This window comes from Rhizobium sp. RU20A (assembly GCF_900155885.1).
GTDB lineage: Bacteria > Pseudomonadota > Alphaproteobacteria > Rhizobiales > Rhizobiaceae > RU20A.
Window position 1 is genome coordinate 107,292 of sequence record NZ_FTMB01000004.1, and the last position, 17,545, is coordinate 124,836.

18 protein-coding genes are annotated in these 17,545 nt (G+C 63.9%); 12 read left to right on the forward strand and 6 right to left on the reverse strand.

The window, feature by feature from the left end:
- Positions 1–55: 55 nt before the first annotated feature.
- The 3 genes from F3H41_RS12520 to leuB form a co-directional block, all read right to left on the reverse strand.
- Positions 56–877 carry a lytic murein transglycosylase gene (locus F3H41_RS12520; protein ID WP_149739027.1) on the reverse strand — a complete coding sequence of 274 codons (822 nt, stop codon included), beginning with the start codon at positions 875–877 and terminating at the stop codon, positions 56–58.
- A gap of 179 nt (positions 878–1,056) precedes the next feature.
- Positions 1,057–2,091: an aspartate-semialdehyde dehydrogenase gene (locus tag F3H41_RS12525; RefSeq protein ID WP_149739028.1), complete on the reverse strand. Its 1,035-nt coding sequence runs from the start codon at positions 2,089–2,091 to the stop codon at positions 1,057–1,059.
- 360 nt (positions 2,092–2,451) lie between these two features.
- Positions 2,452–3,564 (reverse strand): 3-isopropylmalate dehydrogenase, encoded by a 1,113-nt coding sequence (gene leuB / locus F3H41_RS12530; protein WP_149739029.1) that lies wholly within the window; start codon positions 3,562–3,564, stop codon positions 2,452–2,454.
- Positions 3,565–3,686: 122 nt separating this feature from the next.
- Here leuB and F3H41_RS12535 point away from each other — a divergent pair, with 122 nt between their 5' ends.
- The 4 genes from F3H41_RS12535 (at position 3,687) to F3H41_RS12550 (ending at position 6,500) form a co-directional block, all read left to right on the forward strand.
- Complete coding sequence (locus F3H41_RS12535; protein ID WP_149739030.1) at positions 3,687–4,274, forward strand: YigZ family protein; 588 nt, start codon at positions 3,687–3,689, stop codon at positions 4,272–4,274.
- A 90-nt stretch (positions 4,275–4,364) separates the two neighbouring features.
- A complete protein-coding gene (locus F3H41_RS12540; protein WP_149739031.1) occupies positions 4,365–5,105 on the forward strand; it encodes an ROK family protein in 741 nt (246 codons plus the stop codon).
- On the forward strand, positions 5,102–5,419 hold the full coding sequence (locus F3H41_RS12545) for an inositol monophosphatase family protein (protein ID WP_188129448.1): 318 nt from the start codon (positions 5,102–5,104) through the stop codon (positions 5,417–5,419). The genes F3H41_RS12540 and F3H41_RS12545 overlap by 4 nt, the downstream gene beginning before the upstream one ends.
- A 256-nt stretch (positions 5,420–5,675) precedes the next feature.
- Positions 5,676–6,500 carry a manganese catalase family protein gene (locus F3H41_RS12550; RefSeq protein ID WP_149739033.1) on the forward strand — a complete coding sequence of 275 codons (825 nt, stop codon included), beginning with the start codon at positions 5,676–5,678 and terminating at the stop codon, positions 6,498–6,500.
- Positions 6,501–6,587: 87 nt separating this feature from the next.
- Here the strand turns inward: F3H41_RS12550 and F3H41_RS12555 are convergent, their stop codons facing one another.
- A complete protein-coding gene (locus F3H41_RS12555; RefSeq protein ID WP_149739034.1) occupies positions 6,588–7,067 on the reverse strand; it encodes an Lrp/AsnC family transcriptional regulator in 480 nt (159 codons plus the stop codon).
- A gap of 196 nt (positions 7,068–7,263) precedes the next feature.
- Here F3H41_RS12555 and F3H41_RS12560 point away from each other — a divergent pair, with 196 nt between their 5' ends.
- The 6 genes from F3H41_RS12560 to F3H41_RS12585 are packed head-to-tail and all read left to right on the forward strand — an operon-like array spanning position 7,264 to position 12,513.
- Positions 7,264–8,052: an ATP-binding cassette domain-containing protein gene (locus F3H41_RS12560; RefSeq protein WP_149739035.1), complete on the forward strand. Its 789-nt coding sequence runs from the start codon at positions 7,264–7,266 to the stop codon at positions 8,050–8,052.
- Positions 8,053–8,097: 45 nt separating this feature from the next.
- Positions 8,098–8,868: a transporter substrate-binding domain-containing protein gene (locus F3H41_RS12565; RefSeq protein ID WP_149739036.1), complete on the forward strand. Its 771-nt coding sequence runs from the start codon at positions 8,098–8,100 to the stop codon at positions 8,866–8,868.
- A gap of 21 nt (positions 8,869–8,889) precedes the next feature.
- The gene (locus F3H41_RS12570; RefSeq protein ID WP_188129449.1) at positions 8,890–9,630 is read left to right on the forward strand and encodes an ABC transporter permease subunit; all 741 of its coding nucleotides are present in this window, start codon (positions 8,890–8,892) and stop codon (positions 9,628–9,630) included.
- Positions 9,627–10,316 (forward strand): ABC transporter permease, encoded by a 690-nt coding sequence (locus F3H41_RS12575; protein ID WP_149739037.1) that lies wholly within the window; start codon positions 9,627–9,629, stop codon positions 10,314–10,316. The genes F3H41_RS12570 and F3H41_RS12575 overlap by 4 nt, the downstream gene beginning before the upstream one ends.
- Before the next feature lie 32 nt (positions 10,317–10,348).
- A complete protein-coding gene (locus F3H41_RS12580) occupies positions 10,349–11,581 on the forward strand; it encodes an aminotransferase class I/II-fold pyridoxal phosphate-dependent enzyme (protein WP_149739038.1) in 1,233 nt (410 codons plus the stop codon).
- 23 nt (positions 11,582–11,604) lie between these two features.
- Positions 11,605–12,513 carry a homocysteine S-methyltransferase family protein gene (locus F3H41_RS12585; protein ID WP_149739039.1) on the forward strand — a complete coding sequence of 303 codons (909 nt, stop codon included), beginning with the start codon at positions 11,605–11,607 and terminating at the stop codon, positions 12,511–12,513.
- A gap of 66 nt (positions 12,514–12,579) precedes the next feature.
- Here the strand turns inward: F3H41_RS12585 and F3H41_RS12590 are convergent, their stop codons facing one another.
- Complete coding sequence (locus F3H41_RS12590; protein ID WP_149739040.1) at positions 12,580–14,016, reverse strand: NAD-dependent succinate-semialdehyde dehydrogenase; 1,437 nt, start codon at positions 14,014–14,016, stop codon at positions 12,580–12,582.
- 379 nt (positions 14,017–14,395) lie between these two features.
- Between F3H41_RS12590 and F3H41_RS12595 the strand changes: the two genes are divergently transcribed.
- Together F3H41_RS12595 and F3H41_RS12600 are read left to right on the forward strand one after the other, a co-directional pair.
- Entirely contained in the window at positions 14,396–15,436 is a 1,041-nt protein-coding gene (locus F3H41_RS12595) for an agmatine deiminase family protein (protein WP_149739041.1), read from the forward strand.
- A 1-nt stretch (position 15,437) separates the two neighbouring features.
- The gene (locus F3H41_RS12600; RefSeq protein ID WP_149739042.1) at positions 15,438–17,150 is read left to right on the forward strand and encodes an amidase; all 1,713 of its coding nucleotides are present in this window, start codon (positions 15,438–15,440) and stop codon (positions 17,148–17,150) included.
- A gap of 15 nt (positions 17,151–17,165) precedes the next feature.
- Here F3H41_RS12600 and F3H41_RS12605 read toward each other — a convergent pair whose 3' ends face one another.
- Positions 17,166–17,540 (reverse strand): DUF393 domain-containing protein, encoded by a 375-nt coding sequence (locus F3H41_RS12605; RefSeq protein WP_149739043.1) that lies wholly within the window; start codon positions 17,538–17,540, stop codon positions 17,166–17,168.
- Positions 17,541–17,545 lie beyond the last annotated feature (5 nt).

Below are 17,545 nucleotides of genomic sequence, written 5' to 3' on the forward strand. Positions count from 1 at the left end.
ACAAAACGCCGGCTTTCGCCAGCGTTGAGGAGTCTGATGCCCTTTGTCGTCCGGCTCAGCGGCCGTCGATCTCGGCAGCGATGATCGCGATGGCGCGCTGATAGACGCTGGCCGCATTCCAGCCCTGGATGGCGGCGAAATTCGGCTCGCCGGGCTGGTAGCCGGCGCCCGGGCGCCAGCCGTGGCCACGCAGGAAGTTGGCGGTCGAGGCGAGGGCGTCGGCCTTGGAGCGGACCATGTCCACGTGGCCATTGCCGTCACCATCCACGCCGTATTTCACGACATTGGCCGGCAGGAACTGGGTCTGGCCGATTTCGCCATGGGCCGCACCGCGAGCCGACGGGCTGAGGTCGCCGCGCCCGACTAGCGTCAGGGCCGCGTAGAGCTGATTGGTGAAGTAGTCCGAACGCCGGCAGTCATAGGCGAGCGTCGCCACCGCCGACATGGTGTGCTCCTTGCCCAGGAAACCACCGAAGCCGGTCTCCATGCCCCAGATGGCGAGGAGCGGGCCGGGGGGAACGCCGAAGCGCTGTTCGATGCTGTCGAAAAGGGCGGCGTTTTGCGCCCGCAACTTTTTGCCGCGGGAAATGATGGCATTGGCGCCGCGCTTGCGCATGAATTCCTCCAGCGAGAGCCTGAAGCTCTTCTGGCCGCGGTCGGCGCGGATCGTGGCATTGGCGTAGGAAACACCGGAGAAGGCTGCGTCGAGCACGGAGGCACTCACGCCGCGGCCGGCCGCTTCGCGCTTGAAGTCCTGGACCCATGCGTTGAAGCCTGCGGATGTGTTGCCGCACTGGGCGGCGAAACTTGCGGCCGGTGTGGCCAAAAGCGTTGCGGCCAAAGCAAGCCCGGCCAGGAGGCCAGATGTCTTCTGCATGAAAAACCCCGTCAAAGTCCGATTTCTTTCATCGGAGGATGCCATTCCGCCAGCGTGCTGTCACCGCACGTCTGCGGCTGTGTCAGGAACAACTTTTTGATCAAGAAGGGTAAATGCACTCTTAAGTAAAACGCCCGCGGCATTGGCAGCGGGCGTTTTTTCTTGGTCGCATCGTCCGATCAGGCGGCCTGCTTCTTGGCGCGGATCAGATTGCGGTTGACGAGCAACTCGGCGATTTGGATCGCGTTAAGGGCCGCACCCTTGCGCAGGTTGTCGGAAACGACCCACATGTTGAGGCCGTTTTCGACCGTGGCGTCCTCGCGGATGCGCGAAATATAGGTCGCGTCTTCGCCGGCGCATTCGTAGGGCGTGACGTAGCCGCCGTTTTCATGCTTGTCGACGACGAGGCAACCGGGCGCTTCGCGCAGGATGTCACGCGCCTCGTCTGCGGTGATTTCCTTCTCGAATTCGATATTCACCGATTCGGAATGGCCGATGAAGACCGGAACGCGCACGGCCGTGCAGGTCACCTTAATCTTCGGGTCCAGCATCTTCTTGGTTTCGGCCAGGACCTTCCATTCTTCCTTCGTATAGCCATCTTCCATGAAGCTATCGATGTGCGGAATGACATTGAAGGCGATGCGCTTGGTGAACTTCTTGCTCTCGATGGGATCGGCAACGAAGACGGCGCGGGTCTGGTTGAAGAGCTCGTCCATGCCGTCCTTGCCGGCGCCGGAGACCGACTGGTAGGTCGAGACGACGACGCGCTTGATCACCGCATGGTCGTGCAGCGGCTTCAAGGCCACGACGAGCTGGGCGGTCGAGCAATTCGGGTTGGCGATAATGTTCTTCTTGGAGAAGGTCGCGATCGCATCGGGGTTCACTTCCGGAACGATCAGCGGCACTTCGGAATCGTAACGCCAGGCGGAGGAGTTGTCGATGACGACGCAGCCCTGGGCGCCGATCTTCGGCGAATACTTCAGCGAAACGGCGCCGCCGGCCGACATCAGGCAGATGTCCGTGTCGGAGAAGTCGTAGTTTTCGAGGTTGCGCACCTTCAGCGTCTTGTCGCCGAAGGAAACTTCGGTGCCCTGCGAGCGGGCCGAGGCGAGCGCCACGACCTCATCGGCCGGGAAACCGCGTTCGGCAAGGATGTTGAGCATTTCGCGGCCGACATTTCCAGTCGCGCCCGCAACGGCAATCTTGAAACCCATGAGAAACCTCTTTCTTGACCTCTCTCCGCTTGTTTGATCCGAACCTGCGGCCAATGCAGGTTCGTTCATCCCCGGCCGAGCCGGGGAGAGAGCGGCAGGCCAGAGACGTCAGACGGTTTTCGTCGTCGTTTTGGCCGATTTGGAGAAAATATGGAAAGGCAGAGCGCCGGCATCCTGTGCCGGGTTCAGCGACGCTGCGATGTCACCGTCGACGCAGTGCATGGGGCCTCTTCCTTTTCCGACCTGCTGCATACGCCGATTTGGAAAAGAGTCAACGCTTCTTCGACGTGATCATACGAACGGAAAAGGCGCCGCGGATGAACCGCAGCGCCTCGCATGGGCATCTGTTCCGGCTACGTCTTAGGCCGCCAGCAGTTCCTTGAAGCGGGCGAGGATCGTGTCGCCCATTTCGACCGTGCCGACCTTGCGGGCGCCTTCTGCCATGATGTCGGCCGTGCGCACGCCACTGTTCAGCACGTCGGCAATCGCCGCTTCCAGCTTGTCTGCTTCATCGACGAGGTTGAAGGAGTAGCGCAGGCACATGGCGAAGGAAGCGATCATGGCGATCGGATTGGCGGCGCCGGTGCCGGCAATGTCCGGAGCCGAGCCGTGCACGGGCTCATAAAGCGCGCGGCGCTTGCCGGTCTTGGCGTCGGGGGCGCCGAGCGAGGCCGACGGCAGCATGCCGAGCGAACCGGTCAGCATGGCGGCGACGTCGGAGAGCATGTCGCCGAAGAGGTTGTCGGTGACGATGACGTCGAACTGCTTCGGCCAGCGCACGAGCTGCATACCGCCGGCATCGGCCAGCATGTGCGAGAGCTCGACATCCTGGAAGCGCGCCTTGTGGGTTGCCGTCACGACCTCGTTCCAGAGAACGCCCGACTTCATGACGTTGCGCTTCTCCATGGAGCAGACCTTGTTCTTGCGGGTCCGGGCCAGTTCGAAGGCGACGGCGGAGATGCGCTCGATTTCGTAGGTGTCATAGACCTGCGTGTCGATGCCGCGCTTCTGGCCATTGCCGAGATCGCGGATCTCCTTGGGCTCGCCGAAATAGACGCCGCCGGTCAGTTCGCGCACGATGAGGATGTCGAGGCCTTCGACGACTTCCGGGCGCAGCGAAGAGGCGGAGGCGAGTGCTGGATAGCAGATGGCCGGGCGCAGGTTCGCAAAGAGTTCCATGTCCTTGCGCAGGCGCAAGAGGCCGGCTTCGGGACGGACTTCATAGGGAACGGCATCCCACTTCGGCCCGCCGACGGCGCCGAAAAGCACGGCGTCAGAGGCCATGGCCTTTTCCATGTCGGCGTCGGAGATGGCTGCGCCGTGGGCGTCGTAGGCCGAGCCGCCGACCAGGCCTTCATCCGTCACAAAGCCGGTGCCCCGGGCCTCGTTCAGGAAGGCGATGATCTTGCGGACTTCCGCCATGGCTTCGGGGCCGATGCCGTCACCCGGCAGCAGGAACAGGGAACGCGTCATGTTCATCCTCATTTTCCGGAAAGGTGGCGCGTTCTTAGCGCAAGTGCGGCGGAAGACAAACATCAAATGCGCCTGCGGCTACGTGCTTTTGCAAGCGCTGCGGAATGTTGTAGTCAGATCTGATGTTCACGCTCACCGGTCCGGCCACCCATCAGGAAGAGATCAAACGCAGCCGCTTTCTGGCGCAGGCCGCGCCTGTTGATGACGAGACGTCGGCGCGTGCCTTCATCGAGCGTGTTTCGGCGGCGGATGCGAACCACAATTGCTGGGCCTTTCGCATCGGACAGGCCTACCGCTTCAGCGACGACGGCGAACCTTCCGGTACGGCGGGAAAGCCGATGCTGCAGGCGATCGACGGGCAGGCGCTCGATGGCATCGTCGTGGTCGTGACCCGCTGGTTCGGTGGGATTCTGCTCGGCAGCGGCGGGCTGATCCGGGCCTATGGCGGCGTGGCGGCAAAGTGCCTTCAGCTTGCCGAGAAGCGGCGGATCGTCCTCAGGGTGCCGCTCGCCGTCACCATCGGCTTTTCGGATCTGGCCCGTGTGAGGGCAAGGCTTCAGTCGGTCGAAGATCTCCTCGTCAGCAGCGAACGTTTCGTGGAGACCGGCGCGGTGCTGACGCTCGGCGTGCCCGAGGGGGAGGCGGAGAGGCTGGAGAACCTCCTTGTCGATCTCACCAGCGGTCGCGCCATCATCACGCAGGAAAGATAGCCAGAGTCGCCCCACGACAGCGGCGCGCACTTGACGGAATGCGTCCGCAGGGATTTGTTGCGTAAAGCAACAGCGCTTGGGGAGCGAGAGATGCTCATCGGGATCGACTGGGGCGGCACCAAGGTCGAAGGCGTAGCGATGGAGCCGGACGGCCGCGAATTGCTGCGCCTCAGGCACGATACCCGCCGGCACGACTATGCCGGCTGCATCCGTTTGATCGGCGAGATGATCGCGGCACTGGAAGAAAAGACGGGACGGACCGGATCGGTCGGTATCGGCATTCCCGGTGCGCTGGAGCCAAAAAGCCGGTTCAGCAAGGGTGCAAGCTTCACCGGGTTGCTCGGCCAGCCCGTTGAGCGGGACCTAGACGACGCGCTGAAGCGGCCGCTGCGTGTCGAGAACGATGCTGACTGTTTTGCCGCCTCGGAGGCCGTCGATGGTGCGGGCGTCGGCCACAATGTCGTTTTCGCCGTCATCCTGGGCTCGGGCGCTGGGGCCGGCATTGCCGTCGGCGGACGCGCTCATGATGGCCCCAATATCAGCGGCGGCGAATGGTGGCACAATCCGCTGCCCTATCCGGATATCACAAAAGTGCCGCGCCCCTGCTATTGCGGCCGCCACGGCTGCCTTGAAACCTGGGTTTCGGGCCGCGCCTTCGAGGCGGACTATAGCCGGCACACGAATGAGGAACTCAAGGCGCGCGCCATCATCGAGAAGATGCGGGCCGGCGATCGGCTCTGTGGTCTCCTGTGGGATCGTTACGTCAATCGCGTGGCGCGCGGGCTCGCGACGAACTCTTCGCCGGCGGCAAGGACTTTCCCGCCACGTTGAACGGCGCCCCGGTCGATCGCCACCCCGCCCGTTCCATCGGCGAGGGCATCTGCGGCGTCGGCTATTCGCCGCGCCTCAAGCCGGAGGCGTTTTTGCCACTGTTCGAGCGATTGCTCAAAGCCGGCTGCATGTATTATCGCGACGGCTCCGGGGCCCTGACGCTCTGCTATGTCGCGGCGGGCCGCCTCAACGGGTTCATCGAGCCGCACATCAATTCCTGGGACTGCCTCGGCGCCATCGGCGTTCTCGAGGGTGCGGGATTGATGCGCAGCGACTTTCTGGCCGGCGAGGGCCTGTTAAAGGGCAACCCGTGATTGCCGGTAACCCTGAGGTCTACGCCCAGCTTTCAGCGCTCTTCGAGCGCTGAATTGGCGCAGCTTTCCGTTAGAGGCCGGAACATTCTCAAGACCTTGAAGTTGGATGGGCCCTGCCAGCAGGGAAGAACGACTATCGATCAGGCAGGCGGATAGCCTGCTGGTGCATCCCCATCCGACGTCGCGGTGCCAGCCCAGGTTGCTGGAGGTTTTGCCATGCCTTGCCGCTGGCACGCCGTACCACAAGGAGACGATCATGTTCTATACCGACAACAAGCTGCAGTTCCCCGTTCGCGTGGATACGCCCGATCCGCTTTTTGCGCGTGCCTTGCAACAGGCCATTGGCGGCGTCGAGGGCGAAATCCGGGTTGCGATGCAATATTTCTTTCAGGCCTGTGGCGCGCGGGGAAATCCGAAGTTCCGCGATCTCCTGATGAACACGGCGGCGGAAGAGCTTGGCCATATCGAGATGCTTGCCACCGCCGTCGCCCTCAATCTCGAAGGCGCCCCGCTGTCGCTGCGTGAGGAGGTGGCCGCCGATCCGGTGGGCGGCGCCGTTCTCGGCGGGTTGAACCTCAAAAATCTCTTGTCGGCGGGCCTTTCCGCCATGCCGGTCGATTCCGACGGCGTGCCTTTCGACATGTCCCACATCTATGCCAGTGGTAACATCGCCGCTGATATGACGGCGAATGTGGCCGCCGAATCCACCGGGCGCACGCTCGCGGTTCGCCTGTTCAACATGACCAGCGACCCCGGCATGAAGGAGATGCTCTCCTACCTCATCGCCCGGGATACGATGCATCAAAACCAGTGGCTGGCGGCGCTGGAAGAACTCGGAGGCCCGAAGACGGTCTTTCCGATTCCCAACAGCTTCCCGCAGGAGATGGAAAACAACGAGTTCAGCTATGCCTTCCTTGGTTTCCAGCAGGACGGCAGCGATCCCGTCTCGGGGCGCTGGTCCGAGGGCCCGTCGCCGGATGGCAAAGGCCGCTTCACCGCCCATGTCATGACCTCCATGGGCCCCCTGCCAGATCTCGGCAAGGCCAAGGCCGGAAGCGGCGCCCAGGCGGAACAGATCTGAGGCCAACGCAACGGGATCGGAAGCCGGATTCGGCTTTCGATCCCCCATGTCGGTGCCCCTTGCCTCGGCATATGTATCGCTGCAGCGTCAGCGCCGGTTGGTGCGCACGGGAGTGTGCAACCCCACCTTGACGTCGCGCAGCACGACATTGGTGTGCATCCGGCGGATCTGCGGGTTTTCCGACATCAATTGGGCACTGATATCGTCGTAATGCTCGACGTCGCGGGCGGTGATGATGGCGACGAGATCGACATTGCCGGTGACGTAGTAGACCTGCTGGATATTGTCCTGCTTCTCCGCCCAGCTGCGGAAACGGGCAAGCGCATCGTAGTTGTCGCGTTCGATCTCCATGCCGGTGATGAAGGTCATCGGAAAATCCGTCGCCTTGCGGTCGACCACGGCGATCTCGGCGGTGATGATGCCGTCGGCGCGCAGGCGCTTCAGACGGCGCTGAACGGCGGAGGCCGAAAGCCCCACCCTGTCGGCGATGGTCTCTGCCTTCATCTGGCAATCCCGCTGCACGAGATCGAGGATGGCGCTGTCGAACTGGTCGAGGCGGTCTGTCATGGGCTGTTTCCCTGGCGGTCTGGCGCGCGCCGTGACAGCGCGTTCGGACAAAGAATGACAGATTTCCTACAGGATGCGGTCCTTTTGCGCAAAAGCTCGCAATGCGCTTCACTTTTGGCGCAGAACGGAAAAATGTGCAGGAAATCAGCGCAGCCTCCCTTTTATGGTCACGGTCTTGCAGGGGACCGGGATATAGATGACCACAGCGGCGTCGATTGCGCTTGACGTTGAGGATATTCACAAGCGTTTCGCCGATCTCGAGGTGCTCAAGGGCATCTCGCTGACGGCGCGACGTGGCGACGTCATTTCCATCATCGGATCATCCGGCTCCGGCAAGAGCACTTTTCTGCGCTGCATCAATCTTCTCGAAACACCCGATCGCGGCCGCATCGTCGTGGGCGGCGAGGAACTGCGCCTCAGGCCAGGGCGCAAGGGCAGCCTTGAGGCCGCCGATCGCCGGCAGCTGGAGAGACTGCGCACCGGCCTTGGCATGGTTTTCCAGAGCTTCAACCTCTGGGCCCACCGTACCATCCTTGAAAACGTCATCGAGGCGCCGGTTCATGTGCAGAAAATGCCACGCAGCGCGGCGATCGAAAAGGGCGAGGCCCTGCTGGCCAAGGTGGGTCTCTACGACAAGCGCGATGCCTATCCGGCTTTTCTCTCCGGCGGACAGCAGCAGCGCGCGGCGATCGCGCGGGCGCTCTGCGTCGATCCGGCCGTCATGCTGTTCGACGAGCCGACATCGGCGCTCGATCCCGAACTTGTCGGCGAGGTGTTGAAGGTCATTCGCGATCTCGCCGAGGAGGGGCGCACCATGCTGCTCGTCACGCATGAAATGGGCTTTGCACGCGACGTTTCGAGCCATGTGATGTTTCTCGATCGCGGTGCCGTCGGCGAAGAGGGCCCCCCGGCGCAGGTCTTCGGCGATCCGCAGACGGCCCGGTGCCGCGATTTCACCCGTAGCTTCAGCGGGCGCCAGTCCTGAGGGGATACGCCCGCTCACTTCATCCTTCGAACAGGGAACACGACCATGAAACTGATCTCCGTCCTTCTTGCCGGCGCTGCGCTTTTCGCCAGTGCCGCGACCGCTAGCGCCGAGGTACGCTTCGGCATCATGAACGAGGCCTATCCGCCCTTCTTCGCCAAGGACGCCGCCGGCACCTGGCACGGCTGGGAAATCGAGCTCATGAACGCCGTCTGCGCGGAAATGAAGGAAAGCTGCTCGGTGGTCGACGTCTCCTGGGATGGCCTCATCCCGGCGCTGCAGACGAAGAAGTTCGACGTGATCTGGTCGTCCATGGGGATTACCGACGAGCGACTGAAAACGATCGACTTCACGGTGAAATACTACAACACGCCGAGCAAGCTGATCGCGGCCAAGGATGCCGCGCCGGGTGCGACGCCGGAGGCCGTGGATGGCAAGACGATCGGCATCCAGGTCTCGACCGTGCAGTCGGACTACTACAAGAAGTATTTCGCCGACAAGGCGTCGGAGCAGACCTACCAGACGCTCGACGAAGCCTTCCAGGATCTCGCCGCCGGTCGTATCGACTATGTCTTCGGCGACGCCATTCCGCTGGCGGAGTTTCTCAAGTCCGATTTCGGCAAGGAGTGCTGCTCGGATGCCGGCAATGTGGCGGACGATCCGGCCGTTCTGGGTTCCGGTATCGGCGGGGGGCTTCGCAAGGGCGATACCGAGCTGAAGGCGAAGCTCGATGCAGCGATCACGGCTGTGCGCGCCTCCGGCAAGTATGACGAGATCTCGAAAAAGTATTTCGACTTCGACATCTACGGCAAGTAAGCGCCGGAGGCCGCAAGAGAAATGGCGACGGGATCGATGACGGCATGGCAATTGCTGGCGCTTCAGCCTCCGGGCTGGGGCGGCGCATTGCTGACCGGTGCCGCCACCACCGTGGCCATCTCGCTCTCGGCTTACTGGATCGGGCTCGGCATCGGCTTGCTTGGCGCGCTCGGCAAGCTTTCGGGCAGCCGGGTCGTCGGGCTCCTGCTCAATCTTTACACCTCGGTCATCCGCGCGGTGCCGGAGCTCATCCTCATCGTCGGCCTCTATTATGCCGGCACCGACGGGCTGAACCGGCTCCTGATGGCGCTCGGGCTTCCGCCTGTCGAGGTCAATGGCTTCGTGGCGGCCGTTGCGGTGCTCGGCTTTGTACAGGGCGCCTATATGACGGAGGTGCTGCGCGGCGCCATCCTGTCTATCCCCGTCGGCCAGATCGAGGCGGCGCGCTCCTTCGGCATGTCGCCCATGCTGCTCTTTCGCCGGGTTACCCTGCCGGCCATGCTGCCCAATGCGCTGCCGGGCATGGCCAATCTCTGGATGTCGGTGACGAAGGACAGTGCGCTCGTTGCCGTCGTCGGCTACCAGGAACTGGCGCTGACGACGCGGCTGGCCGGCGCCAACACCAAGCAGTATTTCCTGTTCTTCCTTGCCGCGGCGGTGCTCTATCTCGCCATCACGCTTCTCTCCAACCTCGTCTTCAACTGGCTGGAGCGGCGCGTGCGGCGCGGGCAGAAGCCGATGGCGTCAGGCGGTGGCGCATGACCTTCGACTGGCTGCAGAGATATTGGCCACTTCTGATCGATGGGGGTTTGCAGACCATCGCCCTGCTCGTCATTTCCGTCAGCTCCGGTTTCGTGCTGGCGATCGGGCTTGCCTTTGCAATGGTCAGCGGCGGCCCGGTCCTCAAGGGGCTTGCGCGCGGCTATTCGACCGTATTTCGCGGCACGCCGCTGCTCATCCAGCTCTGGCTGTTCTATTACGGCATCGGCTCTCTGCTGCCTCTGGTACCGGGGTTGCGGCAGAGTTTTCTATGGCCGCTGCTGCGCGAGGGCTTCTTCTTTGCGGCGCTCTCCTTCACGCTGAACTATGCGGCCTATGAGGCCGAAGTGCTGCGTGGCGCGCTGCTTTCCGTCCCCAGGGGCGAGCTGGAGGCGGGGCAGGCGCTCGGCATGAACCGTTTCACGTTAATCCGCCGCGTCTGGCTGCCGCGCGCCATCCGCACAGCTCTTCCCACGATTGCCGGCGAGGTCGTGCTGCAGCTCAAGGCAACGCCGCTCGCCTTCACGGTCACGGTCATGGATCTCTATGCGGTCGCCTACAAGATCCGGCAGGACACGCTGCTGGTCTATGAGCCCCTGATCGTCGTCACCCTTTTCTACGTGGCGCTGACGGCGCTGATCACCCGCGCCTTCGGCATCGTCGAGGCGCAGGTGCCGATCCGCCGGTGACCGAGCCCCGAGACTGCGCGAAAGGACAGCCGATGTCGAACGCCTTCACGACCCATCCCCTTCCGGCCACTGCCGGTGCCGAAACGCGCTCGCTGGATGCCGGGCTGATCATCGATCCCTCGACGGGGGCGATCGCGCCGAATGTATCGATGTCGGTGAACAATGCACTCGCCCCCGGCGATGGCGCCTTTTCGGCCGATGGCGTCGCCGATCTCGCGGATCTTCCCTATCTCTATGCCCGCTGGACGAACCCGACCGTGCGGCAGCTGGAGCAACGTCTTGCGGCTCTGGAGGGGGCTGAGGATGCGCTGGCTACGGCCACCGGCATGGCGGCGATTGCCGGCACGCTGCTCACCTTCCTGAAGGCGGGCGACCATCTCGTCGTTTCCGACGTCTGCTATGCCGGCGCGGTGGAGCTGACGCAGCGCGTGCTGCCGGACCTCGGCATCGCGGTGACGCCGGTTAACATGGCAAGGCTCGATGCCGTCGCGGCGGCGATCCGGCCCAACACGCGCGTCATCCACTGCGAAAGCCCCGTCAACCCGATCCTGCGGATCGTCGATATCGCCGCCGTGTCTGCCCTCGCGCATCAGGCGGGGGCGGTGCTGACGATCGATTCAACCTTCGCGACGCCGGTCGCCACACGCCCGCTGTCGCTCGGGGCGGATCTCGTCATTCATTCACTGACGAAGTTCATCAACGGCCACGGCGATGTGCTCGGCGGTGCTGTCATTGGGCGGCGTGCCCTCGTGGCGAAAATCCGGGGCCGGGCCGGCGTTTACCTCGGCGCAACGCTTTCGGCTCAGTCGGCCTGGCTCATCCTGCGCGGCATCGACACGCTCTATCCCCGCATGCGTACGATCTGCGAAAGCGCCGGTGCCGTCGCGACCTTTCTCGAGACCCATCCGGAGGTCGAGCAGGTCGTCTACCCCGGCCTTGTCTCCCACCCGCAGCATGAACTTGCGGCGCGCCAGATGACAGTTTTCGGCGGCATGATCGGTTTTCGGACCCGCGACCCCAAGGCGGCGGCGGCGCGGCTCGCCGAGCGGCTGCGGATCGTGCACTACGCCTTCTCGCTCGGCCACCAGCGCAGTCTCGTCGTGCTGCTCGACACGGCCGAGATGATGGCTTCGACCTTCCGGCTGAGCGGTGAGGCGCTGGAAGACTACCGCGCCTTTGCCAGTGACGGCCTGTTCCGCCTGTCGATCGGGCTGGAGACGGCCGCCGACATCCTTGCAGATCTTGATCAGGCGCTGACGCCCTGAGCACAGTTTATGGAGACCAGACCATGGCAGATACTCTCATTCTCGACGGCGGCATGAGCCGCGAGCTGGTGCGGCTCGGGGCCGAACTCAAGCAGCCGGAGTGGTCGGCGCTGGCGCTGATGAACAGTCCCGATACGGTTCGGCAGGTGCATGCGGAGTTCATCGCGGCCGGTGCGGATGTCGTCACAACCAATTCCTATGCCCTGGTCCCCTTCCACATCGGCGAGGCGCGCTTTGCCGAACAGGGAGCAACGCTCATCGACCTGTCCGGCCGTCTGGCGCGGGAGGCGGCCGATGCCGCCGATCGCAAGGTTCTTGTCGCCGGATCCCTGCCGCCGATCTTCGGCTCCTACGAGCCAGAGCGCTTCGACCCGAGCCGTGTGCAGGATTATCTGAGCGTCCTCGTCACGCATCTTGCACCGCACGTTGATGTCTGGCTTGGGGAAACGCTGAGCCTCATCGCGGAAGGTGAGGCGGTGAGGCGGGCAATCGCCGGGCACGGCAAACCGTTCTGGATCTCCTTCACGTTGGCCGATGATGCCGCGCATCGGGCTGGTGGCGTTCCGAAATTGCGTTCGGGCGAGACGGTGGAAGAGGCAGCGCGCTGGGCGGCGGGTTCCGGCGCAGAGGCGCTGCTTTTCAACTGCTCCAAGCCGGAAGTCATGCAGGCGGCGGTCGAAGTGGCAAAACGCACCTTTGCTGCGCTGGGGGCGGATCTCAGGATCGGTGTCTACGCCAACGCCTTCGAGACGGACACGGACGAGAAGGCGGCCAATGAAGACCTGCACGAAACGCGCGCGGATCTGACGGGCGATGTCTACTCCAATTTTGCCTGCGCCTGGGCGGATGCGGGCGCGACGATGATCGGCGGCTGCTGTGGCATCGGTGCGGAACATATCCACCGGCTCGCCAGCCGGCTACGGGCCGCCTGAGATCCGAGAAACCAAAGCAGCGCCGGCCGGATCGGGAAGATCCGGCCGGCGTTCTTGTCTTGCCACTCAGCGCATCTGGCTGACGAAGCGGGTGTCGAGATAGGACTGCACAGCTTCGGAGCCGCCTTCGGTTCCATAGCCGGAGTCCTTCACGCCGCCGAAGGGTACTTCCGGCAGGGCAAGGCCATTGTGATTGATCGTCAGCATGCCGGCCTCGATGGTGCTCGACAGCGTCTGCGCCGTCTTCAGCGAGCCGGTGAAGGCGTAGGAGGCCAAGCCGAAGGGCAGGCGGTTGGCTTCCGCAATCGCCTCATCGATATCCGAGAAACGATTGACGATGGCAAGCGGGCCGAAGGGCTCCTCGTTCATCATGCGCGCCGCGGTTGGAACGTCCGTCACCACCGTCGGCTCGAAGAAGTAGCCCTTGTTTCCGATCCGCTTGCCGCCGGTCCTCAGCGTCGCTCCATGCGAGAGGGCGTCCTGCAAAAGCTCCTCAAGAGCCGGGATGCGCCGCTCATTGGCAAGCGGGCCCATTGTGACGTCGTCTTCCAGACCGTTGCCGACCTTGATGGCCTCTGCAGCCTTGACGATGCCGTCGATGAACTCATCGGCTACACCGTCCTGAATCAGGTAGCGCGTCGGTGCCACGCAGATCTGGCCGGCATTGCGAAACTTCGCCATGGCGCTGACGGAGATGGCCTTTTCGAGATCGGCATCATTGGTCACGATGACCGGGGCGTGGCCGCCCAGCTCCATCGTCGCGCGCTTCATGTGCTTGCCGGCCAGGGACGCGAGCTGCTTGCCGACCGGGGTGGAGCCGGTAAACGAGATCTTGCGGATCACGGGATGGGCAATCAGATATTCGGAGATTTCCGAGGGCGTGCCGTAGACGAGGTTGATAACCCCGGTCGGGACGCCGGCATCGACAAAGGCGCGGATCAGTTCGGCGGGCGACGCCGGGGTTTCCTCGGGTGCCTTGACGATGATCGAGCAACCGGTGGCCAGGGCTGCCGACAGCTTGCGGACCACCTGGTTGATCGGGAAATTCCACGGCGTGAAGGCAGCGACGGGGCCGACGGGCACCTTGATCGCCATCTGCGCGACGTCTGCCGAGCGGGCTGGGATGATCTGGCCGTAGGTACGGCGTCCCTCTTCGGCGAACCAGTCGATCGTATCGGCGGCGCCAAGGATTTCTGCCTTGGACTGGGCAAGCGGCTTGCCCTGTTCGCGGGTCATCAGGAAGGCGATCTTCTCGACGCGCTCGCGCAGGAGATCGGCGGCCTTACGCATCAATTTAGAGCGCTCCAGCGGCGAGGTGTTGCACCAGATGCGGAAGCCCTTTTCGGTCGAGGCGAGAGCCTCATCAAGATCGGCCTTGCGCGCATGGGCGAGCTTGCCGATCACCTCTTCCGTGGCGGGATCGATGATATCGAGGGTCTCGCCGGCGCGGGCGGAGCGCCATTCGCCGTCAATGTGGAGGTTCACGTCAGAATAGGTGTGCACGCTGAAGCGTCCTTTCGCTTGAGTGTCAAAGCCGCGGGAAGCGGCAAGAGGAATGGGGTCGCCGCGGGTTCAGCGGCGGTTTCTTACCTGGCAGGAATGGTGCGGAGCGCGGATCGTTCCATGGCCGGCTGCTCCTGCCTCTCCGCCCGCCCGGCGAAGGCCGGCCTTTTCTTATGTGGGAAAAGTATGACTTTTCTCAAGGTATGTTTGCGCATTTGGTGGGCTGTTTCAGCGGATCGAACAACAGACGGTCCGCGCCAGGGCGAGGCTCATGTCTGGCCCGCTCGGCAGGCTTGACAGGATCGGCAAACTGTTGCCCGCTTGCGTCCGGTGAGCCGGACCTGACAGGTTCGGCGCCTATCAGAATGGAACTGTCGCCATGAGCTGGATAATGCCCCCCGAAACCGCGCGCCACGACCGCATCTGGATGGCGTTTCCGCGCGAAGGTTTGACGCTGGGTGAAGGAGAGGCCTACAAGGAAACGGGTTATCAGGCCTGGACTGAGGTGGCCCATGCGATCGGTGAATTCGAGCCCGTGTCGATGGTGGTGGACCCCAGCGAGATGGCGCGGGCCCGGCGTATGCTCGGCAGCCATATCGAGATTGTCGAGGCGCCGCTCGACGAGTTCTGGATGCGTGATTTCGGTCCGACCTTCGTGGTCGATCCCGCCCGTCCCGGTGTGCTCGGCGCGGTTTCCTGGGTGTTCAACGGCTGGGGCGCGAATGCCTGGGCAACATGGGAGAAATCCGCGGCCATCGCACCGCGGATCGCCGCTCATGTCGGTGCGGAGCTGGTGACAAGCCCGATCGTCAATGAGGGCGGTGGCATTCACGTGGACGGCGAGGGAACCGTGCTGGTGACGGAGACCGTGCAGCTCGATCCGCGCCGCAATCCGACCCTCACCAAGGCGGATGTGGAAGCCGAGCTGATCCGCACCCTCGGCGTCACCAAGGTGATCTGGCTGCCGCGCGGGCTGACGCGCGACTATGAGGAGTTCGGCACCAACGGCCATGTCGATATCGTCGCCACCTTCGCCGCGCCGGGTCAGGTGCTCGTGCATCGCCAGCCGAATGCCGATCATCCGGATCATGCCGTGATGGCCGAGATCCGCGCGCTTCTTTCTGCCGAGACCGATGCCAAGGGGCGGCCTTTTGCGATCCTCGATCTTGATGCGCCCGAAACGATCGCGGATGCGCACGGCTTTGTGGATTACAGCTACGTCAACCACCTCGTCGTCAATGACGGCGTGGTTGCCTGCGGCTTCGGCGATGACAAGGCCGATGCGTCGGCGCGGGCCATTCTGGAAGCGGCCTATCCCGGCCGGCGGGTGGTGACGATCGATTCGCGGCCGATTTTTGCGCGGGGCGGCGGCATCCACTGCATCACGCAGCAGCAGCCGGCACTCGGCCAAGGAGCGTAGAATGGCCGCTTTCGACGTCGTGGAAGCACCGATTGCCGCGTTGCGGAGCGCGCTTGAAACGGGTGCCGTGACCAGCGTCGCCCTGGTCGAGGCCTATCTGGAACGCATCCGCCGCTTCGATGCGCCGGATACGCCGACAGCGCTGAATTCCGTCATCGTCTTCAATCCGGAAGCGCTCGAGGAAGCACGGGCGTCGGATGCGCGGCGCGCTGCGGGCGCTTTGCTCGGGCCTCTCGATGGCATTCCCTACACCGCCAAGGACAGCTACCTGGTGAAGGGGCTGACGGCGGCGGCCGGAAGTCCTGCCTTTGCGCATCTTCGGGCGATGCGGGATGCCTTTACCATCGAGCGGCTGCGGGCCGGAGGCGCTATCTGCCTCGGCCTTACCAACATGCCGCCCATGGCCAATGGCGGCATGCAGCGCGGTCTCTACGGCCGCGCCGAAAGCCCCTACAATCGCGCCTTTCTGACCAGCGCCTTCGCATCCGGCTCCTCAAACGGTTCGGGCACGGCAACAGCGGCCTCTTTTTGCGCCTTCGGCCTTGGCGAAGAGACGTGGTCGAGCGGACGGGCGCCGGCCTCCTATAACGCGCTTTGCGCCTACACGCCCTCGCGCGGCGTGATTTCGGTGCGCGGCAACTGGCCGCTGGTGCCGACCATGGACGTTGTCGTGCCCCATACGCGCAGCATGGCCGATCTTTTCGAGGTTCTCGACGTGATCGTGGCGGATGATGCCGAAACGCGCGGCGACTTCTGGCGGGCCCAGCCATGGGTCTCACTGCCAAAGGCCAGTGCGGTGCGGCCGGCCTCCTATCCGGCTCTGCGGCCGGCCTCTCGGCAAGACGCTCTGGCGGCCCTTGCCGGAAAGCGGATCGGTATTCCCGCCATGTATATCAACGCCGATAGCACGGCCGGCAGCAACCCCGACGGTGGCGTCGGCGGCTCCACGGGCCGGCCCATCGAGACGCGCGCATCCATCCTTGATCTCTGGAACAAGGCGCGACGTGATTTGGAGGCGGCAGGCGCCAGCGTCGTCGTCGTGGATTTTCCCGTCGTGAGCCAATACGAGGCCGACCGTCCGGGCGCGCCGTCGCTCTTCACGCGCGGTCTCGTCAGCCGTGACTTCATCACGCGCGAAATCAACGCTCTCTCTGCCTTCGCCTGGGAGGACTTTCTGAGGGCGAATGGCGACCCGGAGTTTGACACACTTGCCGATGTCGATGGTGCGACCATTTTCCCGCGTCCGGCGGGCGCGCTGCCGGATCGCTATACGGGCTTTCCCGATGACATCTCGACCTATCCGGATCAGGTCCGGAAGCACTCCCATGCGTCGTTCACGGACATTCCAGAGCTTGAGGCGGGTCTGAGGGGCCTGGAAGAAACGCGGCGGCGTGATCTTCATGACTGGATGGATGGCCTCGGTCTCGATGCGGTCGTCTTTCCGGCGGTTGCGGATATTGGCGCGGCGGATATGGACGTCAATCCGGCTTCCGCCGACCTTGGCTGGCGCAACGGCGTCTGGGTCGCGAACGGCAATCTCGCCATTCGCCACCTCGGCATTCCCACCGTGACGGTACCGATGGGAACGATGACGGATACGGCCATGCCGGTCGGCCTGACCTTCGCGGGGCGTGCCTATGAAGACACTGCGCTCCTGACGCTCGCCGCCGCCTTCGAGGCGACGGGTGATCGGCGTCAGCCGCCGCCGCTATAGGCTGCACGCCAGGGCTCATACCCGGGGGTTGCGCATCAGGCGTTGCAAACGGGGCCGAATGCGCAGAAAGCCGCGATAGACGGCGTCAAAGACCGGCGTCAGCGGCGCAAATCCGGCCAAAAGACCAAGCGGGCGGAGAAGCGGTATCGCCCGCCACATGGCGCCAAAGGCGGCGGCGCCCCGCAGAAGTCGGCCCTCCTCCTCGGCGTGGAAGCGGGCCAGAGCTTCGGCCCGATCGACCGGGCAGGTCACATGCGGATCGCAAGCATCCACAAAACGGATCGCGCCGCGTCGATCGAGGCGCCGCATCAGCGCAATCTCGCGCTGGCAGAGCGGGCAGCCACTGTCAAACCACACGGTGACCCGGGGAAGAAACGCCCTCTCATCCATGCCAC